Genomic DNA, 25,286 nt, shown 5'->3' on the forward strand with positions numbered 1-25,286 from the left:
GTAAGGTCAGCCCCAAAAACGTGAAAGGTCTAATACAAACATGAGTCCAGAGAAATATCTCCAAGACTGGCAAACCAGCCAAACGATTGCGGAATCCATCACTCCACTTATCGGCAAGCTGTACCGCCAAAAAGGTGTCGAAATCATTCTTTTTGGTAAAACCCTGATCAATGCAACCACCATCGACATTCTCAAAACTCACCGTGTCGCTCGACACTACACTGGCACTCCTCTTTCTCTTGAGCAAACACTACCTATCATCGAAAAAGTATGTGACATGAGCATTTCTGCTTGTCGTGTTGATGTTGGCCAACTTGCTCATCAATATTGGGAAAGCCATGACGATGTGTCTGCACTGGATGACTACTTACAAACCGCGTTAATTGGCGCATTGGATGTAGGTTCTTCGCTCGCATCACGAGATGTTGTGTTGTACGGTTTTGGCCGAATTGGCCGTCTATTAACCCGCCTTCTTATTGAAAAGAGTGGCCCTGGCTATCCACTAAAACTGCGTGCCATTGTTGTCCGGGGTGGACGAGATGGTGATTTGCAAAAACGCGCAAGTTTGCTTCGTCGTGACTCTGTACACGGCCAATTCAACGGCAGTATCGTCATTGATGAAGAAAACAGCGCATTGGTGATCAACGGCAACTTCGTTCAGATCATTTATGCGAACAAACCTGAAGAGGTCGACTACACCGCATATGGCATTCAAAACGCCTTAGTGGTTGACAATACTGGCGTGTGGCGTGATGCAGAAGGCTTAGGCCAACATTTGCAATGCCAAGGCGCTGCGAAAGTCCTGCTGACTGCACCAGGTAAAGGGGATATCAAAAACGTCGTATTTGGGGTGAACGAAGATGTGATTAAGTCAGACGACACCATCATCTCTGCCGCAAGTTGCACCACCAACGCCATCACACCAGTGCTGAAAGTGATTAACGACAAATATGGCGTCATCTCAGGTCACATCGAAACGGTGCACTCTTACACTAACGATCAAAACTTGATCGACAACTTCCACAAGGGCGATCGTCGTGGTCGAGGCGCGGCACTGAACATGGTATTGACCTCAACGGGCGCAGCCAAAGCAGTAGCGAAGGCACTGCCTGAACTGGCCGGGCGTTTAACTGGTAATGCGATTCGCGTCCCAACCCCGAACGTATCGATGGCAGTTGCTAATCTCAACCTTGAAAAAGGTACGACAAAAGAAGAACTTAACGAGTATCTTCGTGAAATGGCGCTGGCTTCACCACTTTCTGCACAAATTGACTATACCGATTCGACAGAGATTGTTTCTAGCGATCTGGTCGGCTCACGTCATGCGGGTGTTGTGGATGGTCAAGCAACGATTGCACAAGATAACCGCGCAGTGCTGTATATATGGTATGACAACGAGTTTGGCTATAGCTGCCAAGTTGTTCACTGTATGGAACAAATGATGGGTGTTCGTTATCAGACTTTCCCTCGTGTGTAATTAGCTTGCTCCACAACTAACGACACCTTGATAACGAAGCCACCAGCGGGTTTGTTTACCTACGACAAAGCCGCTGGTTCAAATATTTGTTCTCTTATAACGACAATAATAATCTCTCCCCCATTGCACCTGTACCCCCTGATACAGGTGCCTTTTAACCATCATATCGTTGTGTTGATCTTACCTTGTGGCCGTGGAAGCACATATTGGCTTTCCTCATCGACGAGCCAACTTGGTCAAATGTCAGCGCTTTGTACTTTTTGAATCATATTCATATTTCGTTCATCTTCACCACCGCAGTATGACTCCATAGAACAACCAAAGAGGCAATATTTATGAACCGCATTATTATGACTGCACTGACTGCGATTACCGCTCTGTTCACGCTCATGTTCAGCTTGCTCTTGGCAATTCCGTTGACCATCGTCGCTCTGATCACCGGAAAAAGAATCGAAAAGCAGCTAAAACAAGCCGCGCAACAAGCGCAAGCACAGCGCACACAACACGATGACGGCCAGCAGCACCGAGTCATCGATGGTGAGTTCGAAGAAGTCTCGCGTTAATGCCAATCGGTCGATTGCGCATACTCTTCAACCCACCCAAGTAATTGCTTCGCCGCTTTCGACAGAACTTGGTTTTGTCGCACGATATAGCCAAAGTCGGTTGCAGGAAAATCCTCCAAGTGCGTGACTTTCCTGCTTAACGTGGTTTTGGTATGCAAAGAAAAATCCGGCACAATTGCAGTACCAAATCCAGCCTCTGCCCAATCGATTTGCGCTTCGACACTCCCCACTTCCATCACTCGAAAACGAGGCAGATGCAATTTCGGCAAAGAGGCATCAATCAGCTCCCGTGTACGAGTATCGTGCCCAAGCAAGATGAGTGTGGGCTTATCTTGCATCTCCCATGCTTTATCCAACAAATCATCACCAAACGCACACCATTTAATCTGAGTCAAAGGCGTGAAGTGTAGCGGTTGACTCTCTTTTTGTGCGATCACAAAACCAATATCAGCACGGGCACTTTTGACCAATTCGACAGCTTGAGAAGAGGTGGTGTTAAACAAGGCTAAATCGATACCCGGATAGTCATTTTTGAAGCGTTGAAAAGGTTCAATCAGCAGCAAACGCGAAACAATGTCACTGGCTGCAATCGAGAGTGTTCCTTGCGTTAATTCATTGATGGCATTGAGATCGGATTGACAAATTTGCAGCTCATTGAGCATCAACTTGGCAGACTTTAACAATCGACGCCCCGCTGGCGTTAACTGAACTGGGTTTCGTTCGATCAATTTGGCTTTGGTTGTCTGCTCTAGCTGTTTGATATGCAGGCTGACATTGGGTTGTGTCATGTGCAGTTCATTGGCAGTTTTGCCAAAATGTTTCACTTCCGCCAAGGTAATAAACGTCTTCAACCAGTTCAGATCCAACACCGCCGACTCCATATGAGTTTCTTATTGACTTGATGAGTATAATTAATTTCTCTTATTAAGACTATCACCCTAAGATGCTTTGGTCTTATTTCGGAGGAATTGTCATGACGTCTATCGTTGTTGTGGGTGCAAACTGGGGTGATGAAGGTAAAGGCCGCATCGTTGATTTTCTAGCAGAAAACGCAGCGGCTAGCGTACGTTTCCAAGGTGGGAACAACGCAGGTCATACCGTAGTGAACCATTTTGGTACATTCAAACTTCATCAACTTCCTAGTGGTGTCTTCAACCCAGGTTGCCTTGCGGTGCTTGGCCCTGGCATGGTAATTAGCCCAGCACTGCTTACTCAAGAGTTGGCAGAAGTTGAACAATCTGGCGTGAAAGTGAATCTGTGCATTTCTGATCGTGCAACGCTGTGTCTACCGCTTCACGCACTAGAAGATACCCTAGAAGAACAACGCCTAGGCGACAAGGCTTACGGTTCCACTCGTCAAGGTATTGCTCCGGCTTACGGTGACCGCGTGATGAAAAAAGGCATTTTGCTGGGTTGGCTAAAACAACCAGAAGTGTTGGTCGATTGCCTGCAATTTATGTTGGATTGGAAACTGCCTCAACTACGCGCACTCTACCCTGAGTTCAAATTTGCGCAAACGGCGCAAGAGATGGCCGATTGGCTACTTGAGGTATCTGCCCCTTGGCGTGATGCGATTTGCAACGTGTCTGTTCCTTTAAAAGCACTGCAAGCAGAAAACCAAAGTCTACTTTTCGAGGCCCAACTGGGTGCAGGTCGTGATTTAGTGTATGGCGAATACCCATGGACAACCTCTTCTAACGTGGTTTCTGCCTACGCAGGCATTGGTAGTGGCTTACCAGCCCTTCGCCCAGAGCGTGTTATTGCTGTCGCTAAAGCCTTCAGCTCATCGGTGGGCACAGGGACGCTGATCACCGCAATGGAAGAGCAAGATGCGTTCCGTGAAGCGGCGAACGAGTTCGGAGCAACAACTGGCCGCCCTCGTGATATGGGTTACTTCGATGCCGTAGCCACCAAAAATGGGGTTGAACTGCAAGCCGCAACTGAAATTGCGCTGACCAAACTCGACTGTTTGACTGGCCTTGACGATCTGAAAATCTGTGTGGCTTATCAAGGTGATCACAGTGAGAACCCAATTTGGCCTCAAACCGCAGCGTTAGCACCGGTTTACGAGAAAATGCCAAGCTGGAGCGAAGACATCACTGCCTGCCGTCGTTTTGAAGATCTGCCTAAAGCCGCTCAGCAATATGTATTGCGTATTGAAGAACTGATGGGCGTTCCAGTGAGTATGGTCTCTGTTGGCCCTGGTCGCGAGCAAATGATCCTTCGCTAATCGATAGTCAATGGCTTAAAAAAATCCGGGCTCGCCCGGATTTTTTGTCTCTACCGATATCGACCCTCCCCAAACGCGCTCAACTAGGTGAAGAGCACTATCTCGATTAACCCCGCTTTTCATCCGTATTTAACTGATTGATTTCGTACTACACTGCTTGAGAACTCAATTCGTCAAATAAGGACAATAACATGATCGCTCAAGGCCAAACTTTACCTAACGCTACACTGAGCCAACTGACCAAAGAGGGAATGGTTCATCACCCTGTTTTAGAGCTGTTTGCTGGCAAAAAAGTCGTGCTTTTCGCCGTACCTGGGGCGTTCACCCCAACCTGTTCAGAAGCACATTTACCAGGTTATATCGTACTGGCTGATCAACTTAAGGCGAAAGGGGTCGATCTGATTGCCTGCGTTTCTGTCAACGATGCGTTTGTGATGAAAGCCTGGGGTGATGCACAAAACGCGGAAGAAATTCTGATGCTGGCGGATGGCGACGCGAGCTTTACCAAAGCGCTCGGCTTGGAAATGGATACCGCTGGGTTTGGGGGCCTTCGCTCTCAACGCTACGCGATGATTATCGACAACGGCGTGGTAACAACCCTGAATGTGGAAGCGCCAAAATCATTTGAAGTGAGTAACGCTGAAACGATTCTAGCTGCGCTTTAAGCCGCTTAAATCCAAAACAAAACGCAAGCTCTGACGCTTGCGTTTTTCTTGTTGCTCATCGGTAGCTAACGATTACTCGGCCATTACACCGTCATCACCACACGCGCTGCCAGCAAAATCAGCACCACGCCTGACAGGCGATCGATCAACTGTGCTTTGGAGCGAATTTTGTCCACTACTTTTGAGCTCGATAACACCAAGGTGATAAAGGTATACCAGAGGCCATCAACGATAAATGGCGTCGCGACGATAATCACTTGATTACTCAACTCATTCCCCAGCGCCACAAACTGGCTAAACAGTGCGATGAAAAACAGCGCAATTTTCGGACTGAGAATAGAAATCAAAAAACCTTCTTTGGCCGACTGCAAAACCGTCGTTTGCTCCCCCGATTCCAACTTGGCCGCCACACCACCTTTAGAGCGCAGCGCGTTGTAACCCAAGTAGGCTAAATAGCCCGCACCTGCGTAACTAATGGTTTTGAACAAGAGTGGGGATTGCTGTAACACCACCGCCAAACCAATTAAGGTCACGAAAGCGTATATCCCTATGCCAAAAGCGTGTGCCCAACTGGTGGCCAAACCATTGGCTCGCCCACCCGCTAACGCATGCTTCGCGACAATCGCCAAACTTGGCCCCGGCGACATCGCGCCCAAAATGCAGATCGTAAAAAGTGATAACCAAACTGTGAATGTCATAATCTTCTCCTGTGATGATTCACAGTAAGTCAATTTTCAAATGAACTGAAATCAAACTTAATCATGATTACCATGATTTGAAATCATACCTATTGAATACTCGCAACTCAGCATGACGCGGGTTACCTTCTCTCGTGCCCATCGATGAGCTGAGTCATGATCGTATTTGGGGTGCCACATTAACCAATATTGATGAATTTCCGTTTCAAACGGCAATGGGCAATGGCAAATAGGTTGACTCTTCGCCAAGTTCACTGCGATATGTTCGGGCACCACCATCAAGTAATCACTTTGAATCAGGACGTTCACCGCAGCGGAAAAGAAAGGCACTTGTAATGCAATGTGACGTGTTTTGCCCAACTTTCTTAATACACTGTCGGTTGCCGAGTCCTTATCACCACCGCCAGTCACTTTAATGTGCGAGTAGCTCAGCATCTCTTCCAAGCTCAACGCCACTTTGTCCGATAACGGATGGCCTTGACGCATCACACACACCGAGTAATCTTCACCGATTTTCGTGTAGGAAAGCTCTTTGGGAGGAGATGGCAACATGGTCGATGCCAGATGAATGCCCGTGTCGAGCAGGCTGTCTAAATATTGTGGCTGCCAAAGCCGGTAGGACAATGTCAGACGCGGGGCCTGCTCTATCAGAATACTGGAGAGCGTCGGTACAATGAACTGCGCAACATAATCGCTCGACGAGAGCACCAATTGCCCCTGCCAATCTTGCGGGTTAAATGCCTGATGATCAAAGAGGTGTTCAAACTCACTCAGTAACTGCACTAACTTAGGACGCAGCGCTTCTGCGTGTGGCGTCGCAACAAGTCGGTTACCTTCTCTGACCAACAGAGGGTCAGCGCAAAGTTCTCGTAACTGGGCCAACTGACGACTCGTCGCAGATTGCGTAATGTGTAATCTGTCGGCCGCTCGGCTAACATGACACTCTTCGAGCAACACGAGCAAAGAACGCAGTAAATTGAGATTGATGTTGTTAAGCATAATCAGACACTTTGGTGGTATTAAAGAACTCCGTAAGTACCGTATGAGTAATAACGTGTTTCAGTTCTGGGAAGGCTTGTAACTGCTCTCTGATCTGGTTCAACCGTGTCATGGTCGTCACCTCCACATAGAGCATCATATCCGTTTCACCACTGATCGCGTGGCACCACTTCACTCCATCGATAAGATAAATTTCCTTGGCATACGCTTCGCAATGATGGCTCGAAGCCGAAGTATCAAACTTCAACGCCAGATAGGCGGCAATTTTTTCGCTGGCCTTCTCCTCCGCGATATCGGCGTGGTAACCCAAGATCACCCCATCACTTTCCAACTTTTTGATTCTGGCCGTCACGGCAGAACGCGACAGATTGACCGCCTTCGCCATGTCAGTCACAGAGCTACGTGCATCGTTTCTCAGTATGGTGAGGAGCTGTTTATCAAATTTATCCATTTCTTCTCTGTGGTTAGCATCCCTAATCTCTCTCCCATTCTACTCACAACGCTCAATTAGTGAAGCAGTGAAAATCCACTTGGCTCTATTTGCCCGAGCCGCCACTTTGACGGCAATTGGCAACAAAAGCGTCAAAATGTCGGTGCGCAACATCACTTTGCTAGCTGCCATTTTCTGCAAAAGTCGATATGCTTGGTTAGCGCTTCCATTTCCATAATTATTCATTTTCTATGGAAGCGGCACAGGGAGCGTGTCATGAGTGAACTCAAACAAGAAATTACACTGTTGTCAGGAATTGGCCAGTTATCCACCACCTTGATGGGAACCGGATTGTTTATGATCCCCGCCATCGCCGCCAGTATTGCTGGTCAATATTCCCTCTGGGCTTGGTTGTTTCTGTTTGTGCTTATTTGCCCAGTGGCCCTCACCTTTGCTCAACTTGGCAAGCGCTACCCCAACGCCGGTGGTACGGCTTATTTTGTTCGCCAAGCGTTTGATAAACGCCTAGAAAGCGCGGTGGCATGGCTGTTTGTCTCGGTGATTCCCGTCGGGGTTCCCGCTGCGATTGCGCTCGCCGCTGGCTTTTTGCAGCAGTTACTGCCTAGCGCACTCAATCACGCCTTGATGGCTCAGTTGATCACCGTCGCGTTATTAGTGGCGGTCAACTTGCTCGGCGCACGCTCTTCCGGACACTTACAAACGCTGATTGCTCTGGCTATTTTCGCGCTTGTTGGCGCTTTCTTATGGCGCGGGGAAGTCAGTGTCGAGGATTTGCACATGCCCATTCTTACCAGTGACTCGCTCCTGCCTATTGGCGCAGCACTGGCGGTGATGTTTTGGTGCTTTGTCGGCATCGAAGCCTTTGCTCATATGGGGGAAGAGTTTAAAAATCCACAACGCGATTTTCCCATCGCTATCGTCATTGGTTGTTTTGTCGCGGGTGTGACGTACTGGGCTTGTTCGGTGGTGATACTCAAATTTGGCGCTTACGGTAGTGCTGAGTTTGACAGTGCTTCGATCCCTTGGCTAAGTGAGCAACTGTTTGGTACGCAAGTCAAAACACTGATCAGCGTGATTGGCTTTTCCGCCTGTTTTGCCAGCATCAATCTCTATACCCAGAGCCTCTCACGCATGATCTGGGCGCAAGCGAGAGAACATAATCCAAGTGGAAAAATGGCAAAAATTTCCCGTCGCGGCGTGCCCATCAACGCAACCTTAGTGGTGGGGTTGGTTTTGGCACTCGCCTGTCTTGTTGGCGAAATCTCTGGGCTCGATTTAGAGTTTTTCCTTAAATTGGCCAATAGCGTTTTTGTCTTAGTCTATCTGCTTGCTATGCTGGCCGCCTTCAAACTGCTGAATGGCCATGCGAAGTGGCTTGCAGGCGTCTCATTGATACTCTGCTCCTTGGTGTTTGTTTGTCTTGGTTGGTCAATGCTGTATGCACTGAGCGTTTTTGCTCTGTTTTTTCTGCAAGCGAAAAAGCAAATGAACAAGGCTGAGTCGGTTTAACTCAGCCAATAAGTTAGGCAATCGGATAACTAGTCACCGCGCTACCTTGAATGTGGGTGATGGTTTGGGGCGCAATCACTTGCCAACGGCACTGACCGTCCAGTGGTTCCGACGCGAGGATGATCGAATCTTGGCAATCTTGAATAAACACCGTCGGTGGGTCGCCTGCCGAGGCGTATCTCACGACCCAAAACTCGTCACCGTTTGAGATGCACATCGACGCTTTAAACGGCTCTGTGATCGCTTTTTCCTGCATGATTTGGTTCACTTCGTCAATCGTCTGTCGAATGGCGTTTAAGGGATCATGCTGAAGCCCATTTTTCATCATCAACAAAAAGATCAGCTCGCTGTCTGTGGTTCCGCGACGTTTGAGGTAAATCGCTTCGGGCAGTAATCGCTCTAAAGCAAACTTCACCGCGGCAAATTGACCTATCTGACCATTGTGTAAAAACATCCATTGCTCAAGGATGAATGGGTGGCAGTTAGAACGTGATACCGAAGTGCCCGTCGATGAACGAACGTGAGCCATAAAGCGATGAGAGCGAATGTGATGCGCTAATGAACGCAGATTTTCGTCCCCCCAAGCGGGAAGTACCTCATGGAATTGCCCTGGCGTTGCCCGCTCGGTATACCAACCTAAACCAAAACCATCGGCATTGACGCGGGTCACCGCTTTTCTCGCTTCAAGGCTCTGATGCACTAATGAATGTTCTGGTTCATAAACCAGTTTGTCGAGATAGATAGGCTCTCCTTGGTAGGCCAACCAGCGACACATAGATTTGCTTCCTTATTGATGGGACGATATTTGCTTAAACAAGCTTGCCAGTAGAGCGAGCTTGGCGTCAATCTCTTCCTCTGCCACATTACCGAATCCTAATACCGCGCCCTGCCAATCTCGTGGCGCGCAGGCTTCACTTTCATAATAGCTTAAAGGGCGAATCACAATGCCTTGCTTTAAACCTGCGGCGGCCCACTGTTGCTCCGAAGGCCCTTCGAACCAACGTACGGTCACATGCAACCCTGCGGCTTGGCTGATCACTTCCAAGCGCTGAGCAAAATGGCGTTCAATGCTCGTCACCATCGTTTGGTACTTCTGTGCATAGAGGCGACGCATCTTACGGATATGACGCATTAACGCGCCATCGGCGATAAATTCCGCCAACGCAGCCTGAGTATGGGTAGGCGAATCGCCACTCAAGGCATCTTTGATTTCGCAGCCTCTATCCACCAGCTCAGGGGGCAGGACAAGGTAGCCAAGTCGCAAACCGTTAAACATGATCTTACTAAATGAACCAATATACATAACGCGATCACTAGCGCCAATTTGGCTGGCTAGCCCTTGCAAGCTGGTATAGGGGCGATGCGCAAACTGGAACTCGCTGTCATAGTCATCTTCAATAATCCAGTGCTGTTTCACTCGGGCCCACTCAATGATTTGCACTCTCTGCTCAGTGCTTAAGGTGGTGCCCATCGGGTATTGATTGCTCGGCGTCAGGTAAACAAAGCGACACTTAGAAGCGAGCACGTCAGCAACATCAATGCCGCTTCTCACTGCGACGCTAAGCGGCTCCATCGGCATGCCCAATAAACAGGCCACTTTGCGCATTTGACTGTAACCCGGTTGCTCCATTAACAGTCGATCGCTTGCTTCTTTTGCGCACATCAGAGCAATGGTTAGTGCCTGCTGCGCGCCAGAGGTAATAATGATTTGCTCCGCTTGGCATTTCACAGAGCGACTCGACGCCAAGTAATCCACCAAGGCGCACCTGAGGGCGTAATCCCCTTTGACGATTTGATTGCCTAAGATGGTGCGCCGCGAATGTTGGCGTTGTAGATATTTTTGCCATTCAGGCAGCGGGAATTTTTCCAGATCCGGTACGCCGGGCGCAAAAGCTCGGTTGATCTTGATGGGTCCAAGTTCTGCTGTGAATTCCGCAATGCTCTTTTCTTGAGCTGGCGAAATCGCCATCTCTCCCAGATAGTGCTCTGGTAACTCAACCGCGACGTAGTAGCCCGAACCAGCTCGGCTTTCAATGTAACCCTCCGCACTAAGTTGCTCGTACACCGCGATGACGGTGTTGCGGCTCACATTGAGCGCCTGAGCTAACTTACGCGTGGCAGGCAAGCGCCCCTGCTTATTCCAAAGCCCGCGCGTTATTTTTTCTCGAATAGCGTCGTAAAGATCTCGCTGTAACACTCCTGTTTTTGGCGTCAGTGTCAGATCGCCGATTTCAATCGGTAGCATGGTCAGTCCCTTTTCCAATTGGATCTAAACATAAATCAAAATTGGACCTTATAGATAGACCAATTTGTATTTATTGTGCTTGTCATCTAAGCACTTCGCACGAGCACTAAAGGGAGAGAAGTATGTTGTCAGCAACGGACAGGACTCAAATTAAAAAAGCGGCACGTAAAGCAGTGCACGACGTCGAGCAGTTACATCGGATCATTGATGAAAGCTTGATCGCTCACATCGCCATTTCGGATGCCTCGGGACCCATTGTCATTCCGATGCTTGCTTGGCGTGTCGACAATCAAGTCTATATTCACGGCGCACGGAACAGCCGCTTAATCAAAGCACTGAGATCAGGGCAAAACACCTGCCTGACCTTTACATTATTCGATGGCTGGGTGTTGGCACGCTCTGCCTTTCACCACAGTGCGCACTACCGAAGCGCGGTGGTTTTTGGTCAATTTAACGTGATAGAAGAGAATACAGAAAAGGATCGCTTGTTGAATCATTTTATTGAGCAGATTGCCCCCGGTCGCACCGAGCAGGTTCGCTTAAGTAACGAAAAAGAGCTCAATGCCACCGAGCTGCTGGCCATCGGATTGGAAGAAGCGTCGGTGAAAATCAGTGCATTTGGTGTCAATGACGATAGCAGCGATCTCGATCGCCCCGTTTGGGCGGGCATCTTGCCCTATCGAACCGTTGTGGGGCCATTAGTGGGTGTGGATGAACAAGAGGGCCTAATTCCACAACCAAATTACGCATCAGCGTATGGGAAACGATGGTTTTCTACCCCGTTGAACGACTAACGAACATCGTGGAAACGCTGCAGGTACTCTTTGGGCGTGACTCCACGATGTTTCTTAAACATGCGGTTGAAGCTGGCGATATTGGTATAACCTAATCGCCGAGAAACGTCCTCAATGGTAACCCCTTGAGTGAGCGCATTGACCGCTTGATTACTAAGAACATATCCACAAACCGTCGAAAAATTTAGCCCTAGCGCATGCAATCGCCGCTGCAGTTGCTGTTCTGACATAGATATCAGTTCCGCAACTCGATTGAGCGTTGGTAAACCATAATGACAGCTGTAGTTGACCAGCTCGTAAATCGATTTTAGCTCATCGTCAGGTACTGGCATGTTGAGTAAATCATCCAGATCAGCAAAGTTCATTGCCAGCCGCTTGTTGGCTATTGTTTTTTTCTGCCTAACGGCCAAACGCTCGTCAGAATGAATCCAAACTTCCGTGCGCTTGTGATTCCAACCGATTTCACAACCAAAAAAATCTTGATAACGCTGACGATTTTGTCGTGAGCCTGAAATCATCACCCGTTTTGGGCAAAAGTCTTCACCAAGATATTCACGTAATACTTTGGTCATAAACACTGCGATGCGAATACTATCGTGAACTTTCACATCGGAGTGAATAAACGGATTGTCGTAAGTCCATTTGAGGATGGCGCCAATCTGCGCTCCCGCCAAAAACGCCCCCGATTGCAGACAGCTAACGCCATAGTTGATGCGGCGGATGGTTGTGGAGAGATCATGCCCCGAAAAAAGCCAGCGCCCTACCGCACCAAATTTTGCTATGTCCACTCCACTGGTCAAATTAAGAATGAAATCGGGTTCAGTCACCTGCTCCAACTGGGCGTACATCCGGTTCACTTCAGAAAGCGGGATCAGGTTCATCGGTTGCTTAAACACAGAGTGCGGAATGACCAGTTGCTCGTTGTCCAAGCCATACATCTGCTTCGCATTGAAGTAGAGATTCACTATAGAAATGGCGCGGATGAAGCGCACAGATTTGATATCCATAAACAGATCACGTCAATTAGAGCTAAATTTTGAATTAATCTGTCACAAAGGAAGACGACTTTCAAATCCTGATCACAATGACGCGAAAAGATTAAAGGAGAAATGAATGAGTCTACTTAGTGTCCCTTTTGTTGGAACAGGCGCGGATACTGCCTTACATGTGATGGCAACCGTCGTATTGGTCGCGAGTGTTGCGGCAGCAGGATTTGGCTTTTGGAAGATTCACGAGCTTCCGATCAACAAAGCACACAGCAAAGATCATCATCAAATTGGCCTCATTACCGCCCTTACCTGGATTGGATTTTTATGGCATTGGGTATGGGTATTGGCTGTCATCCTTGCTTTCGTCGACATGGACAAAGCGATTATTCATTTGCGTGATACCTGGAAAGGCACACCCGAAACGGACGCCCAGCAACAGGAGAACGCACAATGATTGAAGGTTTAGCGGTATGGGCGCTGTTCATCTATTTGCTGCGCATGGTGGGTATGCCTTGGAACAAAGCGACCAAGTCGTTTGCGTACCTAGGGGGGGCTTCTTGGTTGATGTTTGTTTGGGTTGGATTGATCAATTTCACGCCAATGGACATTTCTGGCGGCTCGGTGGTGCAATCGCCACACATACAATTGCGCCCAGACTCCAGCAACGTCAACGGTAAAGTTGAACAAATCTACATTTCGCCCAATCAAGAGATCAGTAAAGGTCAGCTCATTTACCAACTGGATGACACGCCTTATCAAATTGCGCTCAACCAAGCCCAAGTGACAAGCCAAGCTGCGCAAGTGGCTCTCAAAGTCGCACAAGAAGACATCGCCATTGCTCAGGCGAGTTATGAGGCGGCGTTGCAAGACCTAGAAACATCAAAAAGTCAGTTGGCAGCAGCGAAAGCCGATCATCAGTTGCAAGCCAAAACATTAACGCGATACGTCGAACAAAACCGAGTGGTGAAGAACACCATCACGCAGAATGACATTGACAAGCAGACAACGGCGGTGGAACTGGCGAAACAGAACATTGCGACCTTGCAATCGTCCTTGAAGAAGAAAGAAGTCGATGCAAGCCGCGCAAAACTCGACATTACCAAGGCAGAGTTAGCCGTCGAAACCCGCACCGCCGATCTTGCCAAGGCGAAAGAGCAAGTTGCACGCGCGCAATGGGATCTGGACAGCACCTTGGTTTACGCCCCAGCCGATGGCTTTGTCACTAACTTCATCTTGCGTGAAGGGCAACGTGTTTCCATGATGCCAAGGCTGCAAATGTACACCAACGAAAAATACGTTTTGATGCGTGTTAATCACCAAGCCATTCGCAATATCAAACCGGGACAAATGGCGGAGTTCGCATCTTCGGTCTACCCCGGAAAAATTTTCTCTGCAGAAGTCGAAGGCATCGTGGAAGCGACTGGAGAAGCGCAAGGCAATCTGCTCGGTTGGGATGACTCCGTGCGCATGACCACTGGCAAAAACCTCGCCAACAAGCATCACTTTGTGCGTTTAAAAATTGATGAACCAGAAGGCTACGACTTACCTGTCGGTTCAGTGGGCTTGGCATGGGTCAGCGGTGAAAAACCCATTGATTTCCTCGCTTTCTTAGACGTGATTCGCGGCATCATTATCCGTATGAAGTCTCAGTTGTACTTTTTCTACTCCATCTAACCATTAAGACCGCCCTGAGCGGTCTTACCTCTTTCCTTCTCAACACTTTATTTTCTCGACCGCCTTTGAAATCCCCGCACTTTCCAGTACCTTATCCAACATTATAATTTTCATTGTTTTTATTTTTCGGGGGATACTTTGTGAGCGAATATCAGGATCTACCCTTACTGATCGAGCAGATTGCACAAGCAGAAGATGCTGAGCAGATCGTTTTGCTCAACGATTCCATCGAGCATGGTCTCGAATCCGGCTCGATTGCACTGATTTTAGAATCGCAACCCGTTGATGATCGTGTGCGCTTGTGGCGTGCTTTGCCATTGGAAATGCACATTGATGTGCTAACCGATATGCGTGCCGACGCGCGCTATTCCGTCATCAATGCCTTATCTGAGATAGAACTCAAACTCACCTTAGCGAAACTTGATAACCTTTCGTTGATCGAATGGGCAGATTCATTGCCTGAAGAGATCATCAACGAAGCACTGTCGTTGATTCAAAAAGATGAACTTGAACTGTTCGACTTGGCGAACAAATACGGTGATGACGAGCTAGGCCGTTGGGCTGAGCGAAAAATCATTACCTTACCGTTTAATATCTCCGTTGATCGCGCAAAACGATTGATGGAAAAATACAGTTTTGACACGCCGCAGCAAGTCTATCTCATCAATAAAAAGAAACAGTTTCGGGGTGTTGTGAATTACTACGAAATTTTGCGTAGCGAAGGCCATACCGTACTCAAGAATTTAGTGATCGACCCTGTCATTCTGCTAAGTAGTAAGATGGCGCTGGCGGAAGCCGTCGAAGCCGTCGAGCACAGTTCCTTACCTGCACTTCCTGTGGTTGATGAAGACCAAACACTGATTGGCGAGGTCGATTGGCAGTTTGCCCTCACCACACAAAGGGAAATTTACGAAGCGCGTTTAATGGCTGGTACGGGTATGGACGAAGGGGACGACCTCTTCGCACCAGTCATCAAAAGTTCGAAAAAACGCGGTGTATGGCTCGGGATTAACTTGCTCACCGCGATACTTGCCTCTGTCACCATTGGTCTGTTTGAAGACGTGATAGCGCAAGTGGTGGCGCTGGCAGTGTTGATGCCAATAGTCGCTTCGATGGGGGGCATTGCCGGTAGTCAAACCTTAACACTGATGGTTCGTGCTATGGCGCTCAATCAGATCACACCAGGTAACCGCTTTGCCTTGTTCAAAAACGAGTTCGGCATCGGTGCGATAAATGGCTTGCTTTGGGCGATCATCATCGGTGGGCTTGCGGCTCTTTGGTTCCAGTCCCCTCTCCTTGGCGGAACCATCGCATTAGCGATTATCGTTAATATTATTACCGCGGCGATGTTTGGCGTGCTGATTCCAATCATTCTCGACAAATTGGATCTGGATCCCGCACTGGCTGGTTCCGTGATTCTTACTACCGTCACAGATGTGGTTGGTTTCTTTGCCTTTCTTGGCACAGCCAGTTTGGTTTTGCTGTAGGCAGCCATCACCGCATTTAGTATCTTGACCTCAAGGTGAAAGAAAACGGAAGCTCGAAGCTTCCGTTTTTAGTTCCGTTATTCTGCCTTTTGACTTTATCAACCCAAATCACACTGACATCACACTACACTCGCAGGGCGACACACCTCACCCAATTTATAAATAGATTTATTATTAGATTTAGTTATTACACCACCCTATCAATAGCGTTTTAATTATAATTCGCAAAACGCAATTGCAATTTGCAACCACCACAGCAAGCTAGGCAACCAATATCACAGAAACCATGGTAAAAACGCGGAATTTAGCGCTAAAAAAAGTTGGCACGCTTTCTGCTTATATAAACATGACCCTTATTAAGCCGAGGGTCACCTAGCCAACTGACGTTGTTAGTGAACTTGATTTGTTCACATATATATAAGCCAATCGCACCTTTTGCGGTTGGCTCTTTTTTTATCTGTCCGCTCTAACTTCCCTACGAAACACTTTCCTTTCTTTGTCAAATTCTCTTAGGCTATCGAAAGATTCATTATTCAAAACCCATCATTGCAATCCATCCGTCATGATTATGAAAACCAATTATCAACAACGTTTGATCCCAGTGATCCGCTATCTCGAGAACCACTTTGACACGCCTCTAAATCTAGAAGAAGTTGCTCGGCTGGCCCACCTTTCTCCTTACCATTTCCATCGTATCTTTAAAGCGGTCACTGGTGAGACGCTTAATGAATACTTACGTCGCCTTCGACTGGAAAAGATTGCCAATCTGCTGTTTTACAGCAAACCCAGCGTGACTGAGGTGGCGCTAGACTATGGATTCTCCAGCTCACAAAGCTTAGCGAAAGCATTTCGGCAGCATTTTGGACTTACGCCCTCACAGATTCGACAGTGTGAAACGCTTGAACAGTTTGCTCTGGTACTGCAAGAGAGCAAGATAGGACACACGCTGCGCAAGAATGGACACGAAGCACTCACAGAACCCTCATACACTGGAGGGGAATCACAAACATGGAGTAGCACAATGGATATTCAAACATTCCCAGCCAGTAAAATTGCCTATATTCGTGTCACTGGTGAGTACGGCAAAAACTACGAACCAGCCACACAAAAGTTATATCAATGGGCAGGACCGCGTGGTTTGGCGGGCAACACCTGTATTTTCATTTATCATGATAACCCTGAGATTACCCCTGCGGGCAAATGTCGAACGGACATCTGCTTGCTCAACTGTGAAAAGGCAGAGGGAAATGGCGAGATCGAAATCAAAGACTTTCCTGGCGGCGAGTATGCGTTCATCCGTAAAACTATTACCGATAACGCGCAATATGCCACCGCGTGGGACGAGTTGATGGCACGGCTTGTCGAGCGTGGCTTGGAGTCGGATGAGCGTCCTTGCTTTGAGTTGTATCATTCCTATGATCCGCAGACCCAGCATGCGGATGTCAGTTTCTGCACTGCCGTCACAGCCTAGATCGAAAGTGGGTGAGCGACTGCTCACCCATGCTCACAAACAAAACGTATTAATGTCAGATAATTCATAAAAATAAGCGATAAAACAAACTTAATACCACTCTTTATTTTTAATTTATTGAAAATTATATCCATTTGTTTTTACTAAACAAAAAACCAAAAAAGTAAAATGCAAACGTTTTATTAACAAAAACACCATTGACAGCCTTATTTTCATCACCATAATACGCGCCGTTTACCCAAAATTTGGGTCTATAATGACTATTCTATTGTATCGTGGAGGTAAAAATGGCGGCCGATAATAACTTCAGTTTGGGCCCGGTTCCCAACTCAGCCAGAAAAGGCGTCGCGTCTTTAACCATGGTGATGTTAGGGCTCACCTTCTTCTCCGCGAGTATGTGGACAGGCGGTTCACTCGGTACTGGACTTTCATTTAACGATTTCTTCCTCGCTGTTCTCATTGGTAACCTCATCCTCGGTATTTACACTTCTTTTCTTGGTTACATTGGCGCTTCTACTGGTCTCTCTACTCACCTTCTCGCTCGTTTCTCTTTTGGTTCTAAAGGCTCTTGGCTTCCTTCCGCACTGCTCGGCGGCACACAAGTCGGTTGGTTTGGTGTTGGCGTGGCCATGTTTGCGATTCCAGTCAACAAAGCGACAGGCATTGATACCAACACCCTCATCGTCATTTCTGGTCTATTAATGACGGCGACGGTTTACTTCGGTATCTCTGCACTGATGATATTATCTGCCATTGCCGTACCGGCGATTGCCCTGCTCGGCGGATATTCAGTGCTCGAAGCAGTCAACAGCGTAGGTGGTGTGGCAGAGCTGCAAAAAGTACAACCTGCGCAACCGCTGGACTTCTCTGTTGCCCTCGCAATGGTGGTTGGCTCATTCGTCAGCGCGGGTACCCTGACTGCGGACTTCGTACGATTCGGCAAAAAGCCAAAAGGTGCAGTGATGGTCACTATGGTGGCATTCTTTATCGGCAACTCACTGATGTTTATCTTTGGTGCTGCGGGCGCGGCAGTCACTGGTCAATCCGATATCTCCGAAGTGATGATTGCGCAAGGTCTGCTTATCCCGGCGATCATTGTGCTTGGTTTGAATATCTGGACCACCAACGACAACGCGCTTTACGCATCCGGTCTAGGCTTCTCAAACATCACAGGCTTGCCAAGCAAATACATCTCCATGGTGAACGGTTTGGTCGGCACGTTATGTGCTCTATGGCTGTACAATAACTTTGTCGGCTGGTTAACCTTCCTGTCGCTTGCCATTCCCCCCATTGGTGGCGTCATCATTGCGGATTTCTTTATCAACCGTAAGCGTTATTCCAATTTCGCCGCAGCAGAGTTCCAAACGGTCAACTGGGCTGGCATTATCGCCGTAGCGATTGGTGTGGCCGCAGGTCACTTCCTTCCTGGTGTAGTGCCAGTCAATGCGGTACTCGGCGGCACAATCAGCTACCTAATTCTCAATCCTATTCTAAATAAAAAGAGACTGGCCGAGCTGCCAGCGTAAGGAACCATCATGACAACACTATTGATCAAGAACGCAACGCTTAAAGGACAGGAAGGTCTCCAGCAAATTTTGATTGAGGATGGTCAATTCACGCGCATTGAAGACAACAATGTCGAACTCAATTACACCGGTGATGTTCTTGATGCCGAAGGCGGCATGGCGGTCGCCCCTTTCTGTGAGCCGCACATTCACCTAGACACCACGCAAACCGCGGGTGAGCCAAGCTGGAATATCTCTGGGACACTTTTCGAAGGCATCGAGCGTTGGGCTGAGCGTAAAGAGACGTTGTCGATTGAAGATGTCAAATCACGCGCGAAACAAACACTTAAGTGGCAAATCGCCAACGGTGTGCAACACGTTCGTACTCACGTTGACGTATCAGACCCAACACTCATTGCCTTAAAAGCGATGGTGGAAGTGCGTGAAGAGATGAAAGAGTGGGTAGACATCCAAATCGTTGCGTTTCCGCAAGAAGGCATTCTTTCTTACCCGAACGGCAAAGAGTTGCTAGAGGAAGCGGTTCAATTAGGTGCGGATGTGATTGGCGCGATTCCTCACTTTGAGTTTACTCGTGAATACGGCATTGAGTCGCTGCATTACGTTTTTGAACTGGCACAAAAATACGACCGTTTGATCGATGTGCACTGTGATGAAATTGATGATGAGCAGTCACGCTTTGTTGAAACTCTGGCGGCGTTAGCGCACAAGTTCAACATGGGCTACAAGGTAACCGCAAGCCATACAACGGCGATGGGCTCTTACAACGGTGCATACGCCTCTCGCCTCTTCCGTTTGCTGCGCATGTCAGGCATCAACTTCGTGGCGAACCCGCTGGTCAACATCCACCTTCAAGGTCGCTTTGATGACTACCCGAAACGTCGTGGTGTGACTCGTGTAAAAGAGATGCTCAACGCCAACATCAACGTCTGTTTTGGTCACGATGACGTGTTTGATCCTTGGTATCCGCTCGGCACAGCAAACATGCTGCAAGTGCTGCACATGGGTCTGCATGTTTGCCAAGTGATGGGGTACGACCAAATCAACAACTCGCTTGATCTGATCAGCACCAACTCAGCGCGTACGCTGAACATTCAAGACAAACACGGCATTGAAGCAGGTAAACCTGGGAGCTTACTGATCCTTCCTGCGGAAAATGGTTTTGATGCCGTGCGTCGCCAAGTACCGGTTCGCTACTCTGTTCGTCACGGTAAAGTGATTGCAGAAACACAACCTGCGACAACGCACATCAACCTTAGTGAACGTGAGCAAGTCACTTTTCAGCGCTAACATTGGTGATAAATGCCATTGAAGACGAAATTGGCCCATCGGGCCAATTTTTTCATTCAACACCATTAATGTGGAATCAATCTCACATAAATATTAAGTAATTTAATAATAAATTGTGGAATATTTGCGCACTTAAAAAATCACGACTAGTGTTAATACAACCCAGTGAACCTGAAAAGAGATAGCGAATTTTCAGAATTCACTAACAACGTCACACTCACAACTCTCATATCAATGATAATAATTCAATATTAAACGGCTCCCTTAGGAGCCGTCTTTGTTACTAGAAAACCAAAACATAAGATATTGATTTTATTCGTTATCACTTTCTCAGCGCGTTGAGTTTTGCTTGAGCAATACCAAAGATAGTGTCAATTGGGTAGCTGCCATCATCGGTGGGCTCGCCCGCCGATTTGCCGGTAAAGATCTCAATGGCTTCGGTGACATGGTCAATCGCCCAAATATGGAAATCGCCTTTTTCTACGGCTTTAACAATATCTGGTCTCAACATCAGATTATGCACATTCGAGCGTGGAATAATCACCCCTTGTTGATCATGACGACCTTTGATAGCACACACATCAAAGAAGCCTTCGATCTTCTCGTTCACGCCACCAATCGGCTGTGACTCACCAAATTGGTTCATCGAGCCGGTGATCGCGATATCCTGTCGGTTTGGCTGTTTAGAAAACGCCGACACGACGGCACACAACTCCGCCATGCTGGCGCTGTCGCCATCCACACCGCCATACGATTGCTCAAACGTAATCGTCGTCGTCAGTGGCACCTTAGCGTTGCGGCCAAATACCGATGAGAGGTAAGCCGACAATATCATCACGCCTTTAGAGTGAATGCTGCCCCCCAAATCCACGCTACGTTCAATATCGATCACCTCACCATCACCATAACAAGTAGTGGCGGTAATACGGTTTGGCGCGCCAAATGCGTGATCACTGGTACTCAAAACAGAAAGCGCATTTACTTGGCCCACCGCACTACCTTCGGTACGAATTAACGTGGTGCCATTAATAAATCCTTCCATCACAGCATCTTGCAATCGGCTCACTCGCATTTCTTGATTGCTCAGAGCCTCCTCAACGTGGCCGATGCGGATCATGTTAGAGTTAGACTGCTTGGCCACATAGTTCGACTCACGTAGCAAATTGGCAATGTGCGCCGAATGCAATGAGAGCTTGCCTTGGTCGCCCACCAGACGAGAGCTGTGCTCAATGATGCGCGCAATGGCTTTCTTATCGCAATGCAACATGCCATTGTCGTGCACCACACTGGAGATAAAGCGCGCGTACTGAAGTTCAGATTCCGGTGTACGCTTCATTTCATCTTCAAAATCGGCGGTGACACGGAACAGCTCGCTGAACTCTGGATCGTAGTGTTGTAACAACTGATACGTGCGATAGTCACCAAACAAAATGATCTTGATGTCGAGTGGAATCGGTTCCGGATCAAGTGACACCGCGCCTGTGAGAGTCACCTCTTTCTCCAACGAGGTAAAGCTGAGCTGACGAGAACGAAGCGCTCGCTTTAGACCATCCCACACATACGGCTGCTCTAGCACTTTTTGTGCATCCATCAACAGCACACCACCATTGGCTTTGTGCAAGCTACCCGCACGAATTAAGGAGAAATCGGTAAATACCGTGCCTTTGAATGTCGCGGTTTCAATTGAGCCAAACAGCGTGTGATAGTTCGGTGTTTCTTCTACCACAATAGGAAACTCACCCTTCTTGCGACTCACTAGCACGTTCACTTTATAGCGGCGCGGCAGTTTCTTATCAAGAGAAGCGGTGGCCACTTCACCTTGCTCACCCGTTTCCTCCAAAAAGATATCGGCGTTTTCGATGATGTCTTTTTGCAGTTCCGTTAAATAGGTTTTGATCTCTGGATATTGTGAATAATCGAGCTTAAGTTGCTTGATAAAATGCGTAATCACATCGCGAGTGACATCGTCATTGAGCTTTTTGATTTTCTCGCTGTAAGACTCTTCCCATTCGGTTAAGTTACGCACCATCGAACGAAGGTTCACCTCAAGTTCGTCGATACTTGCTCCAAAGTACTCCTGCTCTTTACGGCTTAGAGCATCAAAAGTCTCCTCCGTATGCAGTTCTTCACCGTTCAACGCGACAAACTGGTAATCACCTTGTGTGGTAATTGTCAGGCTAATGCCTTTTTCTTTGGCATCTTTCGTAATGCGCTCGAGTTCTTGTTCCTGCTTTTGTACCAGTTGGTTTTTCAGCTTATCGGCGCGTGAATAATACATTTCATTATCAAACGCCAGCGGCATTGCGTTGACCAACTTGGTCATCAGCTTCTCAATATCATTACGGAACTGAACGCCCACCCCTTGCGGTAACTTGAGCACTTTTGGGGTGCGAATATCTTCGAAGTTCGCGACATAGCACCAATCATACAATGCATTCACGTCATGTTGATGGCGGTTTAAATAGCGCAAAATCATCGTACGCTTACCTAGGCCATTCTGGCCAATGGCGTAGATGTTGTAACCTTTTTCCTTGATTGACATAGCAAACTCAACCGCTTTTTGAGCGCGTTCTTGCCCCACAATCTCGTCAATCGGAGCCAACTCCTTGGTTGACTTACATGGCAGTTGTTCTAATTCAGCCACAGAATAGAGTTGTGCTGCGGATAATCTTTGAATCGCCATAGCTGCCTCCTTGTTTATTGTTCTTGTCATTCTTCCCAGTTAGCTCAATCCATTCTTCGCTATATTGAGCTCTCAGGAGGTTCTTTACTCCACACTACCTCAAGTCTAGTCGGAAATAATAGAATTTTTAGTGACTTATGCAACACGCCAGCGCAAGTGAGCATAAATGCAGCAATTGTTAAACAAAACAACGCAAATGATATAAACTTGCATTTGATAATAAGTTTCATTTAAACTTCAGAAATCGCGTTTTAGACAGGAGAGTAAAGTGAACATCGAACAATGCTGGATGCGCTTTCTTAAAGCCCAAGAGTTAATGGAACAAGGTCATTGGCCGGAAGCTCATCACTTATTTAGTGAAGTGCTCACTTACTTGCCTACCCATATTCAGTCAGCCGCGCATGGCTGCGAACTCAAACCGTGTCAGCTCGTTTGTTTGCTCAGTGGATTGCGTGACGCCAGTATCATGCAGTCTGAACTGTATAACCGCATGGGGCTCTATCAAGACGCTTTTTCTACCCTCAATAACACCTATGCTCTGTTCCAATTTGTGGCACTTGAGCAAAGTGAACTCATTCAACGTGTGCACTCCATGTTAAGCAAACATTGCGATGATTTGCTCTCGTACATGACGGCGTTTTGCCGAGCACAACGTAATGCACAATGGATGCTGGAGTTAGATCATGTCAACCGCGCACACGCGCAGTTTGCAACGCTACAGCTTTTTAATGGTAGCGCTCCACAGCACGCTTCTCGCGTCCTTAACTAAGACAAGGAATTACAATGTCATCAAGAACCATTCTTACGGTGAACAACCTCTCGGTCAGTTTTAAGACCAACGATGGAATCGTCGATGCAGTTAAGAATGTTAGCTTCGATCTCCAAGCCGGAGAAACCCTCTCGATTGTCGGTGAATCTGGCTCCGGCAAGTCTGTCTCTTCCAGTGCTTTGATGAAACTGTTACCCAATAACGCGATTGTCCATTCGGAATCATCAATTTTGTTTGAAGGGGAATCGATTCTTGAGAAATCGGAACAAGCGATGCGCAAGGTCCGAGGCGATCGCATCGGGATGATTTTCCAAGAACCAATGACGTCACTCAATCCATTTATGCGTGTGGGCATCCAAGTTGCAGAAGCAATGATGTGTCACCGCAAGGTGACGAAAAAACAGGCAAAACACCGAGTACTGGAGTTGTTCGAGCTCGTTCATTTACCGAATCCGCAACAGGCGTACACAAAATTCCCTCACGAATTTTCTGGAGGCCAATTGCAACGCATTATGATCGCGATGGCATTAATCAATGAACCAGAAATTTTGATTGCCGACGAACCCACGACCGCACTAGACGTTACCGTTCAAGCGGAAGTGCTCTATCTGATCAAAGAGATTCAAGCCAAGATGGGCATGGCGATTCTGTTCATCACCCATGATTTGGGTGTGGTGAAACATTTTGCCGATCGCGTTCTGGTGATGTGCAAAGGGGAAGTCGTTGAAGAAGGGAGCACACAAGCGCTGTTTGCCAACCCGCAGCACGACTACACAAAGATGCTGATCAATTCCATTCCAAAGGGAAGCAAAGAAGCGGTTGATGAATCTGCCCCTATGCTGCTCAAAGCGCAAGATATTCGTGTTAAGTTTCTCGTCAAACCTCACTTTTTACCGAGTCGAAACCAATATTTCGAAGCAGTCAAAGGCATCTCGCTGCAATTAAAACAAGGCGAAACACTCGGTATCGTGGGTGAGTCGGGTTCTGGAAAATCGACACTCGGGCGCGCGCTCATCGGTTTATTGCCTTCCACTGGTGAGATCGAATTTCAAGGTCAATCACTTGCTCAGTTAAGTGAAAAAGCGCGTTTTGACCTCAAGAAACAAGTACAGATGGTATTCCAAGACCCGTATGGTTCGTTGTCTCCCCGCATGACAGTGGGCGAAATCATCACCGAAGCATTGACGGTTCACCGCCCTGAGCTAAGCAAGCAGCAACGTATGAGCATGGCACGTGAAGCGCTGAAAGAAGTGCGTTTGGATCCGACGTCGATTAACCGTTATCCACACGAATTTTCCGGTGGCCAACGTCAGCGCATTGCGATTGCACGGGCGTTGATCCTCAAACCTGCGTTTATTCTGCTCGATGAACCCACCTCGGCACTGGATCGCTCTGTCCAATTGACGGTCATCGACTTACTTAAAGATCTGCAGAAAAAATACAACATCGGCTATCTGTTTATCAGTCATGATCTTTCGGTGGTTAAGGCCTTGTCTGATCGCGTACTGGTGATGCAAAAAGGCGAAGTGATGGAGCAAGGGTGTGCTGACGATATTTTCCACCAGCCAAAAAGTGACTACACCAAAAAACTCATCAGCGCGTCGTTTGATCTCGATGAGCCAATGATTGAAGAAGTCGCTTAAATCGACTCAAACGAGGACCAACTCGCTAGTTCACCATACAACGTCAATGGAATAAGTGGAACATGGCTGTTCTTGGCTTGGCCGCCAACCCAATAGTGACTTGGGCTTAAAATAAGAGTCACAAAC

Annotated in this window: 22 protein-coding genes; 14 read left to right on the forward strand and 8 right to left on the reverse strand. The window is 47.8% G+C overall.

Annotated elements, in window-relative coordinates:
- The first annotated feature begins 40 nt into the window (after positions 1 to 40).
- Positions 41 to 1,477, forward strand: coding sequence for a glyceraldehyde-3-phosphate dehydrogenase (locus tag CIK04_RS15175; protein ID WP_097352211.1), 1,437 nt, complete (start codon positions 41 to 43; stop codon positions 1,475 to 1,477).
- 335 nt (positions 1,478 to 1,812) lie between these two features.
- Complete coding sequence (locus tag CIK04_RS15180) at positions 1,813 to 2,040, forward strand: hypothetical protein (protein WP_011081691.1); 228 nt, start codon at positions 1,813 to 1,815, stop codon at positions 2,038 to 2,040.
- Here CIK04_RS15180 and CIK04_RS15185 read toward each other — a convergent pair.
- Positions 2,037 to 2,909, reverse strand: a complete 873-nt coding sequence (locus CIK04_RS15185) for a LysR family transcriptional regulator (protein WP_097352283.1) — start codon at positions 2,907 to 2,909, stop codon at positions 2,037 to 2,039. The two genes, CIK04_RS15180 and CIK04_RS15185, sit on opposite strands and share 4 nt — an antisense overlap.
- 104 nt (positions 2,910 to 3,013) lie before the next feature.
- On the opposite strand from CIK04_RS15185, the gene CIK04_RS15190 reads away from it, so the two are divergent.
- Together CIK04_RS15190 and CIK04_RS15195 are read left to right on the forward strand one after the other, a co-directional pair.
- A complete protein-coding gene (locus CIK04_RS15190) occupies positions 3,014 to 4,270 on the forward strand; it encodes an adenylosuccinate synthase (protein WP_097352212.1) in 1,257 nt (418 codons plus the stop codon).
- A gap of 191 nt (positions 4,271 to 4,461) precedes the next feature.
- Positions 4,462 to 4,935, forward strand: coding sequence for a peroxiredoxin (locus tag CIK04_RS15195; RefSeq protein ID WP_017421631.1), 474 nt, complete (start codon positions 4,462 to 4,464; stop codon positions 4,933 to 4,935).
- Positions 4,936 to 5,018: 83 nt separating this feature from the next.
- Here the strand turns inward: CIK04_RS15195 and CIK04_RS15200 are convergent, their stop codons facing one another.
- Genes CIK04_RS15200 through CIK04_RS15210 form a run of 3 tightly spaced genes read right to left on the reverse strand, consistent with a single transcriptional unit; the run spans position 5,019 to position 7,083 of the window.
- A complete protein-coding gene (locus CIK04_RS15200; protein ID WP_026050675.1) occupies positions 5,019 to 5,633 on the reverse strand; it encodes a LysE family translocator in 615 nt (204 codons plus the stop codon).
- A 57-nt stretch (positions 5,634 to 5,690) separates the two neighbouring features.
- Positions 5,691 to 6,632 carry a LysR family transcriptional regulator gene (locus tag CIK04_RS15205; protein ID WP_097352213.1) on the reverse strand — a complete coding sequence of 314 codons (942 nt, stop codon included), beginning with the start codon at positions 6,630 to 6,632 and terminating at the stop codon, positions 5,691 to 5,693.
- Positions 6,625 to 7,083: an Lrp/AsnC family transcriptional regulator gene (locus tag CIK04_RS15210; RefSeq protein ID WP_045610537.1), complete on the reverse strand. Its 459-nt coding sequence runs from the start codon at positions 7,081 to 7,083 to the stop codon at positions 6,625 to 6,627. The genes CIK04_RS15205 and CIK04_RS15210 overlap by 8 nt, the downstream gene beginning before the upstream one ends.
- A gap of 255 nt (positions 7,084 to 7,338) precedes the next feature.
- Here CIK04_RS15210 and yjeH point away from each other — a divergent pair, with 255 nt between their 5' ends.
- Positions 7,339 to 8,592 carry an L-methionine/branched-chain amino acid transporter gene (gene yjeH, locus CIK04_RS15215; protein ID WP_015728177.1) on the forward strand — a complete coding sequence of 418 codons (1,254 nt, stop codon included), beginning with the start codon at positions 7,339 to 7,341 and terminating at the stop codon, positions 8,590 to 8,592.
- Positions 8,593 to 8,605: 13 nt separating this feature from the next.
- Here the strand turns inward: yjeH and CIK04_RS15220 are convergent, their stop codons facing one another.
- Positions 8,606 to 9,367, reverse strand: a complete 762-nt coding sequence (locus CIK04_RS15220; RefSeq protein WP_038939603.1) for a class II glutamine amidotransferase — start codon at positions 9,365 to 9,367, stop codon at positions 8,606 to 8,608.
- 12 nt (positions 9,368 to 9,379) lie between these two features.
- Positions 9,380 to 10,837, reverse strand: coding sequence for a PLP-dependent aminotransferase family protein (locus CIK04_RS15225; protein ID WP_176463351.1), 1,458 nt, complete (start codon positions 10,835 to 10,837; stop codon positions 9,380 to 9,382).
- 122 nt (positions 10,838 to 10,959) lie between these two features.
- Here CIK04_RS15225 and CIK04_RS15230 point away from each other — a divergent pair, with 122 nt between their 5' ends.
- Entirely contained in the window at positions 10,960 to 11,631 is a 672-nt protein-coding gene (locus CIK04_RS15230; protein WP_097352215.1) for a pyridoxamine 5'-phosphate oxidase family protein, read from the forward strand.
- Here the strand turns inward: CIK04_RS15230 and CIK04_RS15235 are convergent.
- Positions 11,628 to 12,638 carry an AraC family transcriptional regulator gene (locus tag CIK04_RS15235; protein ID WP_038939606.1) on the reverse strand — a complete coding sequence of 337 codons (1,011 nt, stop codon included), beginning with the start codon at positions 12,636 to 12,638 and terminating at the stop codon, positions 11,628 to 11,630. The genes CIK04_RS15230 and CIK04_RS15235 overlap by 4 nt on opposite strands.
- A 106-nt stretch (positions 12,639 to 12,744) precedes the next feature.
- On the opposite strand from CIK04_RS15235, the gene CIK04_RS15240 reads away from it, so the two are divergent.
- The 6 genes from CIK04_RS15240 (at position 12,745) to CIK04_RS15265 (ending at position 20,065) form a co-directional block, all read left to right on the forward strand.
- Complete coding sequence (locus tag CIK04_RS15240) at positions 12,745 to 13,074, forward strand: hypothetical protein (protein WP_017421622.1); 330 nt, start codon at positions 12,745 to 12,747, stop codon at positions 13,072 to 13,074.
- Positions 13,071 to 14,294 carry an HlyD family secretion protein gene (locus tag CIK04_RS15245; protein ID WP_097352216.1) on the forward strand — a complete coding sequence of 408 codons (1,224 nt, stop codon included), beginning with the start codon at positions 13,071 to 13,073 and terminating at the stop codon, positions 14,292 to 14,294. The genes CIK04_RS15240 and CIK04_RS15245 overlap by 4 nt, the downstream gene beginning before the upstream one ends.
- Before the next feature lie 140 nt (positions 14,295 to 14,434).
- On the forward strand, positions 14,435 to 15,781 hold the full coding sequence (locus tag CIK04_RS15250; RefSeq protein ID WP_011081708.1) for a magnesium transporter: 1,347 nt from the start codon (positions 14,435 to 14,437) through the stop codon (positions 15,779 to 15,781).
- Between the two features lie 568 nt (positions 15,782 to 16,349).
- Positions 16,350 to 17,252 carry a GyrI-like domain-containing protein gene (locus CIK04_RS15255; protein WP_176463352.1) on the forward strand — a complete coding sequence of 301 codons (903 nt, stop codon included), beginning with the start codon at positions 16,350 to 16,352 and terminating at the stop codon, positions 17,250 to 17,252.
- Positions 17,253 to 17,539: 287 nt separating this feature from the next.
- Complete coding sequence (gene codB, locus CIK04_RS15260; RefSeq protein WP_097352217.1) at positions 17,540 to 18,778, forward strand: cytosine permease; 1,239 nt, start codon at positions 17,540 to 17,542, stop codon at positions 18,776 to 18,778.
- Positions 18,779 to 18,787: 9 nt separating this feature from the next.
- Positions 18,788 to 20,065, forward strand: a complete 1,278-nt coding sequence (locus CIK04_RS15265) for a cytosine deaminase (RefSeq protein ID WP_097352218.1) — start codon at positions 18,788 to 18,790, stop codon at positions 20,063 to 20,065.
- Between the two features lie 322 nt (positions 20,066 to 20,387).
- On the opposite strand, the gene CIK04_RS15270 is transcribed toward CIK04_RS15265, so the two are convergent.
- Positions 20,388 to 22,748 (reverse strand): Lon protease family protein, encoded by a 2,361-nt coding sequence (locus CIK04_RS15270; RefSeq protein ID WP_039537266.1) that lies wholly within the window; start codon positions 22,746 to 22,748, stop codon positions 20,388 to 20,390.
- 268 nt (positions 22,749 to 23,016) lie between these two features.
- Here CIK04_RS15270 and CIK04_RS15275 point away from each other — a divergent pair, with 268 nt between their 5' ends.
- Together CIK04_RS15275 and CIK04_RS15280 are read left to right on the forward strand one after the other, a co-directional pair.
- Positions 23,017 to 23,517 (forward strand): hypothetical protein, encoded by a 501-nt coding sequence (locus CIK04_RS15275; protein ID WP_017421616.1) that lies wholly within the window; start codon positions 23,017 to 23,019, stop codon positions 23,515 to 23,517.
- Between the two features lie 14 nt (positions 23,518 to 23,531).
- Positions 23,532 to 25,160, forward strand: coding sequence for an ABC transporter ATP-binding protein (locus CIK04_RS15280; RefSeq protein ID WP_080527429.1), 1,629 nt, complete (start codon positions 23,532 to 23,534; stop codon positions 25,158 to 25,160).
- Positions 25,161 to 25,286 lie beyond the last annotated feature (126 nt).

Source organism: Vibrio sp. 03_296, assembly GCF_002265885.1.